13 protein-coding genes are annotated in these 14514 nt (G+C 74.5%); 4 read left to right on the plus strand and 9 right to left on the minus strand.

Annotation, left to right across the window (positions count from 1 at the left end; all coding sequences use genetic code 11):
* Nucleotides 1-51 precede the first annotated feature (51 nt).
* A complete protein-coding gene (locus M8C11_RS25205; RefSeq protein ID WP_252453744.1) occupies nucleotides 52-1416 on the minus strand; it encodes a PHB depolymerase family esterase in 1365 nt (454 codons plus the stop codon).
* 127 nt (nucleotides 1417-1543) lie between these two features.
* On the minus strand, nucleotides 1544-2629 hold the full coding sequence (locus M8C11_RS25210; protein WP_252453746.1) for a DUF4037 domain-containing protein: 1086 nt from the start codon (nucleotides 2627-2629) through the stop codon (nucleotides 1544-1546).
* A gap of 66 nt (nucleotides 2630-2695) precedes the next feature.
* On the opposite strand from M8C11_RS25210, the gene M8C11_RS25215 reads away from it, so the two are divergent.
* Nucleotides 2696-3652: a 5'-3' exonuclease gene (locus M8C11_RS25215; protein ID WP_252453748.1), complete on the plus strand. Its 957-nt coding sequence runs from the start codon at nucleotides 2696-2698 to the stop codon at nucleotides 3650-3652.
* A gap of 8 nt (nucleotides 3653-3660) precedes the next feature.
* Here the strand turns inward: M8C11_RS25215 and M8C11_RS25220 are convergent, their stop codons facing one another.
* Complete coding sequence (locus M8C11_RS25220; protein WP_091428121.1) at nucleotides 3661-4548, minus strand: MHYT domain-containing protein; 888 nt, start codon at nucleotides 4546-4548, stop codon at nucleotides 3661-3663.
* 165 nt (nucleotides 4549-4713) lie between these two features.
* The gene (locus M8C11_RS25225; protein ID WP_091428119.1) at nucleotides 4714-7494 is read right to left on the minus strand and encodes an RNA helicase; all 2781 of its coding nucleotides are present in this window, start codon (nucleotides 7492-7494) and stop codon (nucleotides 4714-4716) included.
* Nucleotides 7495-7579: 85 nt separating this feature from the next.
* Between M8C11_RS25225 and M8C11_RS25230 the strand changes: the two genes are divergently transcribed.
* Together M8C11_RS25230 and M8C11_RS25235 are read left to right on the plus strand one after the other, a co-directional pair.
* Nucleotides 7580-8344, plus strand: coding sequence for an HAD family hydrolase (locus M8C11_RS25230; protein ID WP_091428207.1), 765 nt, complete (start codon nucleotides 7580-7582; stop codon nucleotides 8342-8344).
* 55 nt (nucleotides 8345-8399) lie between these two features.
* Nucleotides 8400-9377 (plus strand): DMT family transporter, encoded by a 978-nt coding sequence (locus M8C11_RS25235; protein ID WP_252453750.1) that lies wholly within the window; start codon nucleotides 8400-8402, stop codon nucleotides 9375-9377.
* Here the strand turns inward: M8C11_RS25235 and M8C11_RS25240 are convergent.
* From M8C11_RS25240 to M8C11_RS25250, 3 genes are all read right to left on the minus strand, one after another.
* Nucleotides 9340-10266 carry a diacylglycerol kinase family protein gene (locus tag M8C11_RS25240; RefSeq protein ID WP_252453752.1) on the minus strand — a complete coding sequence of 309 codons (927 nt, stop codon included), beginning with the start codon at nucleotides 10264-10266 and terminating at the stop codon, nucleotides 9340-9342. The two genes, M8C11_RS25235 and M8C11_RS25240, sit on opposite strands and share 38 nt — an antisense overlap.
* Before the next feature lie 107 nt (nucleotides 10267-10373).
* Entirely contained in the window at nucleotides 10374-11024 is a 651-nt protein-coding gene (locus M8C11_RS25245) for a fasciclin domain-containing protein (RefSeq protein ID WP_374669100.1), read from the minus strand.
* 119 nt (nucleotides 11025-11143) lie between these two features.
* Entirely contained in the window at nucleotides 11144-11842 is a 699-nt protein-coding gene (locus tag M8C11_RS25250; protein WP_120570070.1) for a hypothetical protein, read from the minus strand.
* A 138-nt stretch (nucleotides 11843-11980) separates the two neighbouring features.
* On the opposite strand from M8C11_RS25250, the gene M8C11_RS25255 reads away from it, so the two are divergent.
* Nucleotides 11981-12925, plus strand: a complete 945-nt coding sequence (locus M8C11_RS25255) for an ABC transporter substrate-binding protein (RefSeq protein WP_252453754.1) — start codon at nucleotides 11981-11983, stop codon at nucleotides 12923-12925.
* A 199-nt stretch (nucleotides 12926-13124) separates the two neighbouring features.
* On the opposite strand, the gene tatC is transcribed toward M8C11_RS25255, so the two are convergent.
* Nucleotides 13125-14078, minus strand: a complete 954-nt coding sequence (gene tatC, locus M8C11_RS25260) for a twin-arginine translocase subunit TatC (RefSeq protein WP_252453756.1) — start codon at nucleotides 14076-14078, stop codon at nucleotides 13125-13127.
* Between the two features lie 21 nt (nucleotides 14079-14099).
* A complete protein-coding gene (tatA, locus tag M8C11_RS25265; RefSeq protein WP_120570072.1) occupies nucleotides 14100-14432 on the minus strand; it encodes a Sec-independent protein translocase subunit TatA in 333 nt (110 codons plus the stop codon).
* Nucleotides 14433-14514: the final 82 nt, after the last annotated feature.

Below are 14514 nucleotides of genomic sequence, written 5' to 3' on the forward strand. Positions count from 1 at the left end.
GCGCCCGCCCCGGTCGGGACGGGCGCGGCCGGGATGCCGCTGCGGCCCCGCTCAGGCGGCCGTGCAGGTGCTCCCGTTGAGCGTGAACGAGGCGGGCCTGCCGGTGTTGCCGGTGTGGGTGGCCTGGAAGCCGATGTCCACCGAGCCGCCCGGCGGGATCGACGCGTTGTAGGACACGTTGCGGGCGGTCACCGCGCCGCTGGACGGGCTGTACGTGGCGTTCCAGCCTCCGGTGATCGTCTGACCGCCCGGCAGTGTGAACGCGAGGTTCCAGCCGTTGATCGCCGTGGTGGACGTGTTGGTGATCGTCACGGCGGCGGTCAGGCCGTTGTTCCAGGCGTTCACCACGTACCCGACCCGGCAGGCGCCCGACGGCGGCGGCGTGGTCGGCCGCGCCGTGGTGGGGGGCGGCGTCGTGGGCGGGGGCGTGGTCGGCGGAGGCGTGGCGGGCGGCGCGGTGGTCGGCGGCGCGGTGGTCGGCGGCGCGGTGGAGTCCAGGCCGAAGAAGCGGACGGCCTGCGCCGCGTCCACCGGCAGGTTGTGCGTGACCCCCTGCATGCTGATCGCCTCGACGGTCGCGGTGCCGCCGGTGCCGCCGTAGCGGGTACGCGTGTAGCCGGCCTGCGGGCTGTCCGTGTACGCCGGCGTCTGGCTCAGCCCGTTCACGTTCGTCCACTGGTCGATCTGCTCGCCGAAGTTCGGGTAGCGCAGCGTCTCGTCGTTGGTGCCGTGCCAGATCTGCATCCGCGGGCGCGGGCCGGTGTAGCCGGGGTAGGCGTTGCGCACCAGGTCACCCCACTGCTGCGGGGTCTTCAGCACCTGGCCGTTGGCGCACTCGCTGTTCCACTCCGAGCCGTTGGTGGTGGCGAAGCAGCCGAACGGCACACCGGCGAAGGCGGCACCGGCGCGGAACACGTCCGGGTAGTCGCCGAGCAGCACGTTCGTCATCATCGCGCCGGACGAGGTGCCGGTGGTGAAGATCCGCTGCGAGTCGACCGGGTAGCGCTGCCGCACGTAGTCAACCATCGACTTGATGCCCACCGGGTCGCTGCCGCCGTCGCGGCGCAGCGCTTGGGGCGAGGAGACGTCGAAGCACTTGCTGCTGCGCGTCACCGACGGGTAGACCACGATGTAGCCGTACCGGTCGGCGAGCGCCGCGAACTGGGTGCCGGAGTACATGGCCGGGCCGCTGCCGGTGCAGTAGTGGTTCACCACGAGCAGGCCGGGACGGGCCGCGACGGTGTCCGGGACGTACAGGTACATCCGCAGGTTGCTCGGGTTGGTGCCGAAGTTCGTCACCTCGGTCAGCGCGGCGGCCGAGGCCGGCCCGGGGACGGCGAGCGCCGCCCCGACGGCGAGCCCGGCCGCGGCCAGCGCCGCGCCGAGCAGCCGGAGTCTGCTCCTTCTGGACAGCATGGTTCTCCTCGGATGGTGGGAACGCCGCGTGGCGCGGCGTTCTCGCCGGCGAGGCGCCTGCGACGGGCGGCCCGGACCCTCGGAGACGAGATAGACAGTCGCGGATCGATGCGACTCGAATCGAAGTCTAGGCCCCGGTCGGCGAGCCGACAACCGCCGCGGCCACCCGGCGGGCACGGTCCGCGTGGGTCAGCACGTCCACGCTGTCCACGTACTGGTCCACCGCGCCGACCGGCGGCCGGTCGCGCAGCTGCGGGTCGGTGATCGCGGCGCGCAGCGTCTCGACGAACCGGCAGGCGTGCAGCACCAGGAACGGCCGGTCGTGGAACGGCCGGGCGGCCGGGTCCACCGGCGGCGCCGGCGCGGCGTCGTTGGTCCAGCCGGCGACCGTCTCCAGCGCCCGGACCAGGCCGGGCTCCCGGGCCGCCCAGTCGCCCGGGCCGAGCGCGGCGGCGAGCCCGTCCACCACCGGCGCCGCGTCCGGCAGCGTCGCGAACACCGTGCCGAGCCATTTCGCGTACGGGGGCCAGCGCCGGTGCAGCAGCATGCCGAGGCGCATCAGGTCCCGGGCCAGTCCGGCGACCACGACCCGGCTGCCCAGATCGTCGCCGACCTCGGCGCAGCGGCCGGCCAGGTGCTCGGCCTGCGCGACCCGCTGCCACCCGGAGGCGAGCACGTACCGCCACACGTCGTCCGGATACCAGGCCAGCCGGGCGCGGACGTCGGTGAGCGCGCCGTCGAGCCCGTCGTGGAACACCGCTCCCCCGGTCAGCTCGGCCAGCCGCTGCGTCGGCGTCGCCAGCCAGTCCGCCGCCGTCAGTCCGGTGCGCGGGTCGGCGCCGAGCCGCTCCCGCAGCCATCCGCCGAGTTCGTCCACCGTCACGCCGTGCCGGTCGCCGTCGGCGCGGACCGTGCCGAGGCGCGCCTCCGGCCCGCCCGCGTAGCGGGTCGGCCAGCCGAGGAACCGCGCCGGCAACTCCGCGTCCAGCGCCGCCCGGACCGGCGCGACGTCGTGCGCGGCCGCCACGAAGAGCTGGGTACGCGGACCCCAGTCGTGGTCGGTGGAGCGCGGCGTGTCGAGGCCGAGCAGCTCGGAGCCGCCGTCGAGCAGACCGGCGGAGTACGGCAGGCCGGGCAGCCGCCGCGCCAGCAGCGGACCCACCACCTCGTCGTGGAACCGGCGGGCCAGGGTCAGGCCGGGTACGAAGCTCACCCCGCCAGTCTGCTCATGCCGCGCCCCGCGCGCGCCCGGGTTTCCGGCCCGGCGGTCGCCTCCCCCATGTCGTCACAGGGCTGTGGAAGGCTTGTCCGCGTGGCACAACGACAGCCGATCCTCCTGATCGACTCCCCCAGCCTCTACTTCCGCGCCTACTTCGGCATTCCCGAGTCGGCCGCGAAGACCGACGACGGCCAGCCGGTCAACGCCGTCCGCGGCTTCCTCGACATGCTCGCCCAGCTCGTGCGCACCCGCCGGCCCGACCGGATGATCTGCGCGCTCGACCACGACTGGCGGCCGGCGTGGCGGGTGGAGCTGCTGCCGTCGTACAAGGCGCACCGGGTCGCGCCCGAGGGCGGCGAGGTCGTGCCGGACACGCTCTCCCCGCAGGTGCCGATGATCCTGGAGGTGCTGGACGCGCTCGGCATCCCGGCCGTGGGCGCCGACGGCTACGAGGCCGACGACGTGCTCGGCACGCTCTCGGTGACCCAGCCGGGCCCGGTCGAGGTGGTCTCCGGCGACCGCGACCTGTTCCAGCTCGTCGACGACGCCCACCCGGTACGCCTGCTCTACGTCGGCCGGGGCGTGGCCAAGCTGGACGACTGCGACGACGCGGCGGTCCGCACCCGCTACGGCGTGCCCGCCGACCGGTACGCCGACTTCGCGGCGCTGCGCGGCGACCCCAGCGACGGGCTGCCCGGCGTGGCCGGGGTGGGCGAGAAGACCGCCGCCCGGCTGATAGACCGCTACGGCGGGCTGGACGGCATCCTGGCCGCGCTCGACGACCCCCGCTCCGGTTTCGCGCCCGGGCTGCGGGCGAAGCTCGACGCCGCCCGCGACTACCTGGCCGTGGCGCCGAAGGTGGTCCGGGTCGCCACCGACGTGCCGCTGCCCGAGCTGGACCCGGCACTGCCCACGTCCCCCGCCGACCCGGACCGGCTGCTGGAGCTGGCGCAGCGCTGGAACCTGGCCGGCTCGTGCCGCCGCCTCGTCGACGCGCTGGCCGGCGACCGATCGTGATCAGTTGATCACGATGGGCGGTCGGTGCTCCGCCGGGACGGGAACTGCGCGCCGGGCTGCGCCAGCGTCGACCGGGCCCGCAGGCCGACCGGGTCCGGCGCGGGTTCGGCGGCCACGGTCTGCGGCCCCTCGTCGAGCCGCGCGCTGACGTACGCGGCCCCGGCCCGGTCGTCGTCGGACGGCGCGGCGAGCAGCGCGTAGACGAGCCCGACCACGCCGAAGACCACCGCCAGCACGATCGGCACCAGCAGCCCGCTCACCTCGGTGCCGGAGGCCGGACCGCGGCTCTCGTGCAGGTGCACCGACAGCGCGCTCATGCCGGTGAAGTGCATACCGTTGACCGCGATGCCCATGACCAGCGCCGACGCGGCGATGGCGATCCCCCGGCGGACGGTCATCGCCAGCCAGAGCGCCACCGTGGCGGCCACGATCGCGATGACCACGGACAGGGTCACCCGCAGCGGGTCGTAGCCGAGCGAGCCGTCCAGGCGCATGGCGGCCATGCCGGTGTAGTGCATGGCGGCCACCCCGGCGCCGGTGAAGAACCCGCCGGCGATCAGCCGGGGCGCGGCGAGCCGGCCGGTGCCCACGATCGCCAGCCCGATGCCGACCGCCGCCACCGCGATCGCCGTGCTGGCGGCCGTCAGCGGCACGTCGTAGCGGATCCGGGTGCCGCCGACGGCGAACCCGAGCATCGCCATGAAGTGCATGGCCCAGATGGCGGTGCCGCCCAGCGCCCAGGCGGCGAGCAGGCCCCACCAGGCCCGCTGGCCGGCGCTCGTGGCGGTCCGGATCCGCCCGGCGCAGACCAGCCCGAGTGCCGAGCCGAGCACCGACAACGCGTAGCTGAGCGCGGGTGTGATCCATCCGTACTCGAAGTGATTGATCTCGCCCACGACGCCCTTCCCTCACCCTCGGCTCAGCGCGACCCACGGCGCCCGGGGCAATGATGGGATAGGCCCTGACCAGGGCGTGCATCGACCCCCCGACAATTCGCGGGGTGGTGCCGCCGTGACACAGCGATGCGTCGATTTCCGGCAATCGCTGACCGAAAGTGACCGTCAGGCGGAGGCGTGGTAGGCCAGCACGCCACGGTTGACCGCCGCGATGGCCTGCCGGGCGGTAGAACGCAGCTCGGCCGAGGCGCCGCCCGAGTCGGCGACCTGCCCGAGCAGGTCGACCACCTGACGCGCCCAGCGGACGAAGTCGCCGGCCGGCATCTCCCCGTCGATCTGGTGGCCGCTGGCCAGCACCTTCGCCAGCGCCTCGCCGCGCGCCCACCGGTAGATCGGCCAGGCGAAGCCGAGATCCGGTTCCCGGGTCACGGCCAGGCCGCGCGCCGCCTCGTCCGCCTCGATGTCGCCCCACAGCTTCAGCGTCTCGTCGACCGCGTCGGCCACCGCGCCGCGCGGCAGCGACGCCCGCTCGTCGACGTCCCGCCGGGCCTCGAACACCACCACCGACACGGCGGCGGCCAGCTCGGCCGGGGACAGGCCGTCCCACACCCGGCGGCGCAGGCACTCGGCCACCAGCAGGTCCGCCTCGGTCCAGATCCGGGCCAGCATCCGTCCGGCGTCGGTGACCTCGCCGTCGGCGGCCAGGTAGCCGCGCGCCGTCAGCAACGCCACGATCCGGTCGAAGGTACGGGCCAGCGAGCCGGTCCGCCCGGACACCCGCTCACGCAGCTCCTCGGTGTCGCGTTCCAGCCGGCGCCGCCGCTCCGCCCAGCGGGCGTGCTCCTCCCGGTCCGGGCAGGCGTGACACGGGTGGGCGCGCAGCTCGACGCGGAGCTGGCTGAGCCGGTGGTCCTCCCCCGCCGCCTGACGGGACCGGCCGCCCCGCCGGCCGCCGTGCCGGTCCAGGCCGGTGCCGCTGACCGCGGCGGCCAGATCCCGCCGGGCCGCGGGCGATCGGTGGTTGAAGTGCTTCGGCACCCGGATGCGGGTGAGTACCTCGGCCGGGGTGGTGAAGTCGCCGGGGGTGACCCGTCCGGCCCAGCGGTCCTGGGTGAGGACCAGCGGCCGGGGCTCGCCGAACCCGCCGGTGGCCGGGTCCAGCACCACCGCCAGTCCGGCCCGCCGACCGGACGGCACCCGGATCACGTCACCGACCCGCAGCCGCTCCAGCGAGGCGACGGCCGCCGCCTTGCGCTGGGTCTGCCCCTGCCGGGCGATGGCGCGTTCCCGGTCGGCGATGGCCACCCGCAGCGCGAAGTACTCGTCGAAGTCGCCGTGGTGGCAGGCGGCCTCCGCGCCGTACGCGTCGATGGTCTCGGTGTTGCGCTGCACCTGGCGGGCCAGGCCGACCACCGACCGGTCGGCCTGGAACTGCGCGAACGAGGACTCCAGCAGTTCCCGGGCCGGCGCCGCGCCGACGCTGCCGACCAGGTTGACGGCCATGTTGTACGACGGCCGGAAGCTGGAACGCAGCGGGTAGGTGCGGGTGGAGGCGAGCCCGGCGACGTGCCGGGGGTCGGTCTCCGGCGACCAGACCACCACCGCGTGGCCCTCCACGTCGATGCCCCGGCGGCCGGCCCGGCCGGTGAGCTGGGTGTACTCGCCGGGGGTGAGGTCGACGTGGGCCTCGCCGTTGAACTTGACCAGGCGTTCCAGCACCACGCAGCGGGCCGGCATGTTGATGCCCAGCGCGAGCGTCTCGGTGGCGAAGACGGCCTTGACCAGTCCGCGCACGAACAGCTCCTCGACGACCTCCTTGAAGGCGGGGAGCATGCCGGCGTGGTGGGCGGCCAGGCCGCGCTCCAGGCCGTCGAGCCACTCCCAGTAGCCGAGCACCGACAGGTCCTCGCCGGGGATGGCGGTGACCCGGGACTCCACCACCCGGCGGATCTCGGCGCGTTCCTCCGGGGAGGTGAGGCGCAGCCCGGCCGCGAGGCACTGCTGCACGGCGGCGTCGCAGCCGGCCCGGCTGAAGATGAACAGGATCGCCGGGAGCAGTCCCTCCCGGTCGAGCCGGTCGACGATGTCCGGGCGCATCGGACCGCGCCAGCGGGGGCCGCGCCGCCCGCCGCCGGGACCGGCGCTGCGGCCCTCGCCCAGCTCCAGCCGGCGCATCGTGTCCCGGGTGTAGCGCAGCAGCTCGGGGTGCACGTCGTGCTTGCGGGCCGCGTCGGCGTCGTGGAACAGGTCGAACATCCGCTTGCCGACGAGCATGTGCTGCCACAGCGGCACCGGCCGGTGCTCGGAGACCACCACCGCGGTCTCGCCGCGCACGGTGACCAGCCAGTCGGCGAACTCCTCGGCGTTGGACACGGTGGCCGACAGCGACACGAGCGTGACCGACTCGGGCAGGTGGATGATCACCTCTTCCCAGACCCCGCCGCGGAACCGGTCGGCCAGGTAGTGGACCTCGTCCATCACCACGTACGCCAGGCCCTCCAGCGTGGCCGAGCCGGCGTAGAGCATGTTGCGCAGCACCTCGGTGGTCATCACCACCACCGGCGCGTCGCCGTTGATCGCGTTGTCGCCGGTGAGCAGGCCGACGTGCTCGGCGCCGTAGCGGTCCACCAGGTCGTGGTACTTCTGGTTGGACAGCGCCTTGATCGGCGTGGTGTAGAAGCACTTGCGCCGGGTCGCGGACGCGTCGCCGCCGGGCCGGCCGCGCAGCGCCAGGTGCACCGCGAACTCACCCACCACGGTCTTGCCGGCGCCGGTGGGAGCGCAGACCAGCACGCCGCTGCCCCGCTCCAGCGCCTCGCACGCCTCGCGCTGGAAGTCGTCGAGATCGAACCCGAGATCCAGCGAGAATTCGTCCAGGGCCGGGAAGGCGGAGGCCTGCGCGGCCCGGCGGCGCGCCGCGGCGTACCGCTCGGCGGGGCTCGACATGGATCCAAGATTAATCGGTGCCGCCGAGGAGTACCGGTCAAGGCCATCCGGCAGGACGGTCGGAGCGGTCGGTAGGGTGCACGACGTGCCGGACCGTACCGAACTGCCCCACGTCTCGAGCGGCGCCGACGACGCCGTCCGCCCGGGCCCGTCCCGCCGGCCGGTGGAGGCGGTGCTCTTCGACTTCCACGGCACCCTCGCCCAGGTGGAGGAGCCGCTGGCCTGGGTGCTCGCCGCCGCGTCCGCCTGCGGCGTCGAGCTGGACCGGATCCGGGCCACCTCGCTGGCCGACCGGCTGCTCACCGCCGGGCGTGCCGGCGGCCCGCTGCCGGCACGGGTGCCGCCCCGGCTGGCCGAGCTGTGGGCCGACCGTGATCTCTACCCGCACGCGCACCGGGGCGCGTACACCGGGCTGGCCGAGACGGTGGACACCGGCATCGACGGGTTCGCCGACGCGCTCTACGAGCGGGTGCTGGTGCCCGAGGGCTGGGTGCCGTACCCGGACACCGCCCCCGTGCTGGGAGCGCTGCGCTCCGCCGGGGTGAAGGTGGCGGTGGTCAGCAACATCGGCTTCGACCTGCGGCCGCTGTTCGCCGCCTGGGACTTCGACGCGCTCGTCGACGCGTACGCGCTGTCGTACGAGGTGGGGCGCTGCAAGCCGGACCCGGGCATCTTCCTGCGGGCCTGCGGGATGCTCGGCGTCGACCCGGAGCGCACGCTCATGGTGGGCGACACGCCGGCCGACGCGGGTGCCGTGGCGGCCGGGTGCGGGGTGCTGGTGCTGCCCTGCGCCGACGCCGGCCGCCCGAACGGGCTCGGCGCGGTGCTCGACCTGGCCGGGGCCGCCTGAGCGCACACCCCCAGCGGCGCGAACCCGTCGCGGCGCACCGGATACCGTCAGGGGCATGACCGGTGCCCACCCCTTGCCGCCGCGTGCGCCGGGACGGCTCGGCGGGGTCGCGCTGGTGCTCGGCGGGGCGCTGTCGGTGCAGTTCGGCTCCGCGCTGGCCGCGCTGCTGTTCCCGCGTACCGGGGTGGCCGGGGCGGTGACGCTGCGACTGACCATCGGCGCGCTGCTGATGCTCGTGTTCTGCCGGCCGCGGGTACGCGGGTACGGGCGCCGCGACTGGGCGGCGGTACTGGCGTTCGGGCTGGCCCTGGCCGGCATGAACTCGATCTTCTACCAGGCGATCGAGCGGATCCCGCTCGGCCCGGCCGTCACCCTGGAGGTGCTCGGCCCGCTGGCGCTGTCGGTGATCGCCGCGCGCCGGGTGGCCGCCTGGTGCTGGGCCGCGCTGGCGCTGGCCGGTGTGGTCCTGCTCGGGCAGGGCGGGTTCGACCGGCTCGACCCGGCCGGCGCCGCGCTGGCGCTGACGGCGGGCGCCATGTGGGCCGCGTACATCGTCTGCTCGGCGCGGATCGGCGCACGGTTCCCCGGCGCCGACGGGCTGGCCCTCGCCCTGACCGTCGCGGCGCTGCTCACCCTGCCGTTCGGGCTGGCCGACGGCGGCGGTCGCCTCGCCGACCCGGTGGTGCTGGGGCTCGGTACCGGGCTGGCGCTGCTCGCCTCGGTGCTGCCGTACAGCCTGGAACTGGCCGCGCTGCGGCGGCTGCCGACCGCGACGTTCGCGGTGATGATGAGTCTCGGCCCGGCGATCGCCGCGGTGGCCGGCTGGCTGGTGCTCGGCCAGGCGTTGCGCCCGGTCGAGGTGCTCGCCATCGCGCTCGTGGTGGCCGCGAGCGCCGGTGCGGTCCGCGCCGCCGCGCCGCCTCCTGCCGCGCCTCCCCCTTCGCCCGCGCCGCCGGCCGTTCCCGGCCCGCCGGGTGCCGCGGACCTGGCGGGGGTCAGCGCAGCAGCCGCAGCGCCGCCGGCACGGCGGTGACGGTCACCGGCAGGTCGAGGGAGCGTTCCCCGTCGGCGTACGTGGTGATGCCCTCGGCGGACAGCTCCACCGTCCGCGCCCGGTAGACGCGCGCCAACGGGTGCGTGACGTGGGTGCCCCGGTAGATCTGCGGCTTGACCCGCATCAGCGTGCGCCTGTCGAAGCGCCCGCCGACCACCACGTCCAGCAGGCCGTCGTGCGGGTCGGCGTCCGGGCAGATCCGCATGCCGCCGCCGTAGCTGGCCGTGTTGCCGACCGCGACCAGCACCGCGTCCACCTCCTGCGCCACCCCGTCGAGGACCAGCCGGTAGCGGCGTGGCCGCAGCCGGGCCAGCTCCACCACTATCGCCAGGTCGTACCGGCGGGGGCCGCGCGGCCAGCGCATCCGGTTGGCGCGTTCGTTGACGATCGCGTCGAAGCCGGCCGCGAGCACCGCGCCGAACCAGCGGTCGGCCTCCCCGGGCCGGGACAGCCGCGCCAGGTCGACCGGCCGGGCGCGGCCGGCGGCGAGCGCCGCGGTGATCACCTCGACGGCGGCCGTCGGGTCGGCCGGGAAGCCGGTGTCCACCGCGAAGTCGTTGCCGGTGCCCGCCGGTACCGGCCCGAACGGCACGTCGGTGCCGGCGACCGCCTGCAACGCGCGGTGCATCGTGCCGTCGCCGCCCACCGCCACGAGTGCCCCGGCGCCGCCGGTGACCGCGGCGTGGCACGCCGCCTCCGCCTCCTCGGGGGTACGCGCGCGCAGCAGCTCGACCGGGCGGCCCGCCGCGGCGAGGCGCTCCAGGATCCCGGGCAGCAGTCCGCGGTGCCGCCCCCGGCCCGCTGTCGGGTTGGCGAGCACGGCGACGGGGCCGGACGGGACATGATCGTGCGCGGTCACGGCGAGCACCGTACGGCACGGCTCGCGCCGCCCACCAGAGGCAGGTCAGGCGGCGAATGTCCGGCGCACGCCGACGGCGCCCGGCAGGGGGTGCCGGGCGCCGTGGCGGGGGTGGGTCAGGGCAGGTCGATCGGGCGCAGCACCCGGTCCACCGCGTGCGCGATCTGCTTGTTGCCCTTGTTGATGTCGTACCGAACCACCCGCGCGTTGCGGTCGCTGGTGTCGGCGTCGACCAGGCGCACATCGCGGCCGTACCAGCAGCGCTTCACGTCCACCTCGACGGTGGCGCCGAGCGCGGTGGTCAGGTCCGCGCCGTCGGCCTTCAGCGCCGCCTTCCGGTCGATCGTCGCGCCGGGCACGACGTGGTAGAGCAGGACGTCCTCCACGGTGTCCACGCCCAGGCCGGCGACCGCGTCGAACGCGGCCTTCTCGCCGGGCAGCTTCCTCGCGGCGGTGATGTCCCGCACCAGCTCGCGGAACGCGTAGTCGTTCGGCACGAACGCGGTCAGCGCGACGGTGCCGTCGGTGAGCACCTTCACCGGCGAGTCCGGCTTGGCCTGCAACACCGTCAGGACCGCCTTCGTGAGGACGTCGAAGTCCCGCGAGTTGCGGTCGAAGCCGCTCTTGTCGGCGGTGAGCACTGCCGCCAGCGACCGCGTACCCGGCTGCTTGGCGCCGGCCTGGGCGGGCACGGCGACGGCGGTGGTGGCCACCGCCGCGGCGGTGGTGGCCACGGCCAGCCGGGCGGCGAGACGAGCGATGTTCATCGGGGAGCCTTTCGTCGAAGCGACCAGGTCCGTGACTGTCGTCACGACCATTGCTTCGCCCCGACCGTCCCCGGTGGATGCACCCGGATCGACCGACTTCGGATCGACGCTGCTGCGCCTCAGCGGACCACCAGCGGCTTGCTCACCGACGGCACGCCGTCGCCCTTGACCTTCAGCGACCAGTCCCCCGCCGCGCCCAGCGTCACCACGGTCTCGGCGGTGCCGTTGGCCTCGGCCTTCATCTCGGCGACCCGCTTGCCCTCGGGGTTGAGCACGTACAGCGTCCGGGCCCCGGCGGTCTTGTTCGTCACCTTGAACGCGAGCTTCTCGCCGGGCTCGGCGATCAGCGCGTCCACGCCGTTCATCGCGTCGTCGGTCAGCTCGATCGTCACCGACCGGTCGTAGGCCACCTCGGCCGCGGCGCTGGCGAGATTGCCGTCGTCGGAGACGGTGATCCGGGTCCGCACGCCGTCGCCCTGCCGGCCCGGCTTGCAGGCCACCTCGTACGTGCCGGTCTGCAGCGACGCGCGCAGGTCGCCGGTGCGGCCCGCCGGCACGTCCGCGACCTCGGCGATCACCTTGGTGAAGGCGTCACCCTCCCGGCCGTAGACGTAGACCCCGGTGGCCTGCTGACCCCGGTTGGTCACTGTGAACGTGACGGTGCCCGGCGTGAACAGCGTGGTGGTGACCTCGCAGCTGGTGTCGGTGGCGGTCACCGGCACCTGCTGGCCTTTCGGCGCGGGCTCGTCGTCACCGCAGGCGGTGAGCGCGGTGGCCGCGCAGAGGACGGTCAGGACGGCGGCGGTACGGCTCTTCATCGGGTTCTCCGGAGCGCAGGTCAGACGGGCTGACCGGAACGGGGCGCCGACGCACCCCGGCACACCGCCCGGGGGGCTCGGCGGAGTCAGCAGAGTCTAAGCGGGTACGGCGTCCCGGCAAGGCCCGAGGGCGGCCCGATGTCCGCACCGGACCGGCCCCGGGCCGGGGCGGTCCGTCCGCGGGGCATGATGGCGGGCATGCGGCTGGTCTCCCTGCTCCCCTCCGCCACCGAGATCGTGTACGCGCTCGGCCTCGGTGACGACCTGGTCGGCGTCACGTTCGAGTGCGAGGTGCCCGCGTCGTACCGGTCGGGCACCACTGTGGTCGTCGGCGGCCGGGACACCCGGGGCATGAGTCCCGGCGACATCGACGCGTACGTCCGGGCGCAGGTAGCGGCCGGTGCCGACCTCTACACGCTGCACGCCGGCGCGCTCGCCGGGCTGGACCCGGACCTGATCCTCACCCAGGACCTGTGCCGCGTCTGCGCGCTCCCCTCGGGCCGGGTCGCCGACGCCGTGGAGCACCTGGGGTGCCGGGCCGACGTGCTGTCGCTCGACCCGTACACCCTCGACGACGTGCTGGAGTCGATCCGCGCGGTGGGCGCGGCGGCCCGGGTGCCGGATCGCGCGGAGGCCCTGGTCGACGGCCTGCGTGCCCGGCTCGCGGCGGTCGGCGCGGCGGTGGCGGGCCGGCCCCGGCGGCGGGTCGCGGTGGTCGAATGGGTGGACCCGCCGTTCGGCGCCGGGCACTGGATCCCGGACCTGGTCGACGTCGCCGGCGGCGAGCCGGTCGCCACCCACCGGGGCGCCCGGTCCGCGCCGACCACCTGGGAGGCCCTGCGGGCCGCCCGCCCCGAGGTGGTGCTGGTCGCGCCGTGCGGGTTCCGCCTCGACGGCGCGGCCGAGCAGGCCGCCGCGGTGGCCGGGCACTTCCCGGACGCGCAGGTGTGGGCGCTGGACGCGGACGGTCTGATCGTGCGCGCCGGCCCGCGCCTGGTCGACGGCGCCGAGACGATAGCCGCGATCCTGCACCCCGACGCCGTCCCCCCACCCCGCCCCGAAACAGCCCACCGCCTAACCTGACCGGCCCCGGCCCCGGCCCGCGCCCCGGCGATCTTGCAGTTTCGGCCCGGGCAAAGTGCGGATTTCCGGCATCCGAGGGGCGCCAAGCCCAAGATCGGCGCGGGGCGGGGTGTCGGCGTCCTCGGAAGGGCGGCGAGGGCGGAGACGCGGACGCCGTCCCCGTGGAGCGGGGACGGCGTCCCGAGGTGAGCAGGATCGGTCAGGTCATGTCGTCGTAGCGGCGTTCGATCGGCTTCGGGGCGACGATCGGCTCGGGTACGCCGATCGGCTCGGACGCCTCGATCCGGCCACCGGCGGGCACCGGCTCGTCCGACAGGTCCAGCGGTGACACCTCGTCGTCGGCGATGCCGGCGTAGGCCTGACGCCCGCGACCGCGCCGCCTGTCGTTGAGGAACGCCACCCCCACCGCGGCGAAGTAGAGCGCGCAGAGGCAGATCGCCAGCGCGGTCATGCCGAACGGGTCGGGCGTCGGCGTGACCACAGCGGCGAACGCGAAGAACACGAACACCGCCACCCGCCACCAGCTCAGCAGCCGCTTGGCGCTGGCCAGGCCGACGAAGTTGAGCATCAGCACGATCAGCGGGAACTCGAACGCCACCCCGAACAGCAGGATCAGGTTCGTGACGAACGAGATGTAGCGGGTCACCTCGAGGTTGGTCGTGATGTCGTCGCCGGAGACGTTGAGCAGGAACTCCAGCCCCTTGGTGGTGACGAAGAACGCCAGCACCGCGCCGGCCGCGAACAGCGGGGCCGCCAGGGCGGTGAAGACGTACGCGTACCGCCGCTCGTGCCGGTGCAGGCCGGGCGCGATGAACGCCCAGAGCTGGTAGAGCCAGACCGGCGCCGCGATGATCAGGCCCACCCAGAGACCGATCTTCAGATTCAGCAGGAAGACGTCGGCGACGCCGAGCTGCACGAACAGGCACTTGCCGGTTTCCGGATCGATCGACTGCGGCAGGTCGCAGTAGGGCTTCGACAGCAACACCCGGACCGGCGTGGCCAGCCAGATGCCGAAGCCGAAGCCGACCAGGATCGCCAGCGACGCCCGGAACAGCCGGTTACGCAGCTCACGGATGTGCTCCATGAGCGTCATCGAGCCGTCGGCGGCCCGCGCGAAGTTGCTCGGGCCACGCTTCTTCAACCCGAAGGCCACGGTGATTGAGGCCCTCTCGGATCAGTTCTCGCGGACGCGCTGCACCGGGTCGGCCGGCGGGGCCACGGGCTGCTGCGGCTGCGGCGCGTACGGCTGCTGGGCGTACTGCTGCTGGCCCTGGACGTACGGCTGCCCCTGCACCGGCTGCTGCGGCTGGAGCGGCTGGTAGCCGGCCTGCGCGTCGGCCTTCTCGGCGAGATCGCGGTCGTCGTCGTGCAGGCTCTTGGTCTCGGCCTTGATGATCCGCAGCGAGCGGCCCAGCGAGCGGGCCGCGTCGGGGAGCCGCTTCGCGCCGAACAGCAGGATCAGCACGACCACGAGTACGGCGATGTGCCACGGCTTGAGGGCACCCATGGGAAGCTCCAGTCGCTCTGTGTCGGTGAGGGGTGGGTCGTCGCCCATCGTACGTGTGTCGCAGCGGCTTGCCACCCCCGCG

This window comes from Micromonospora sp. CPM1 (assembly GCF_023896895.1).
GTDB classification, from domain to species: Bacteria; Actinomycetota; Actinomycetes; order Mycobacteriales; family Micromonosporaceae; genus Micromonospora; species Micromonospora tulbaghiae.

Bases quoted from the DNA above. Each gene is read 5' to 3' on its own strand.
- M8C11_RS25205 (WP_252453744.1), bottom strand. From the start codon at position 1,416: ATGCTGTCCAGAAGGAGCAGACTCCGGCTGCTCGGCGCGGCGCTGGCC.
- M8C11_RS25255 (WP_252453754.1), top strand. From the start codon at position 11,981: ATGTCCGCACCGGACCGGCCCCGGGCCGGGGCGGTCCGTCCGCGGGGC.
- M8C11_RS25250 (WP_120570070.1), bottom strand. From the start codon at position 11,842: ATGAAGAGCCGTACCGCCGCCGTCCTGACCGTCCTCTGCGCGGCCACC.
- M8C11_RS25245 (WP_374669100.1), bottom strand. From the start codon at position 11,024: ATGAACATCGCTCGTCTCGCCGCCCGGCTGGCCGTGGCCACCACCGCC.
- tatA (WP_120570072.1), bottom strand. From the start codon at position 14,432: ATGGGTGCCCTCAAGCCGTGGCACATCGCCGTACTCGTGGTCGTGCTG.
- M8C11_RS25235 (WP_252453750.1), top strand. From the start codon at position 8,400: ATGACCGGTGCCCACCCCTTGCCGCCGCGTGCGCCGGGACGGCTCGGC.
- M8C11_RS25215 (WP_252453748.1), top strand. From the start codon at position 2,696: ATGTCGTCACAGGGCTGTGGAAGGCTTGTCCGCGTGGCACAACGACAG.
- M8C11_RS25225 (WP_091428119.1), bottom strand. From the start codon at position 7,494: ATGTCGAGCCCCGCCGAGCGGTACGCCGCGGCGCGCCGCCGGGCCGCG.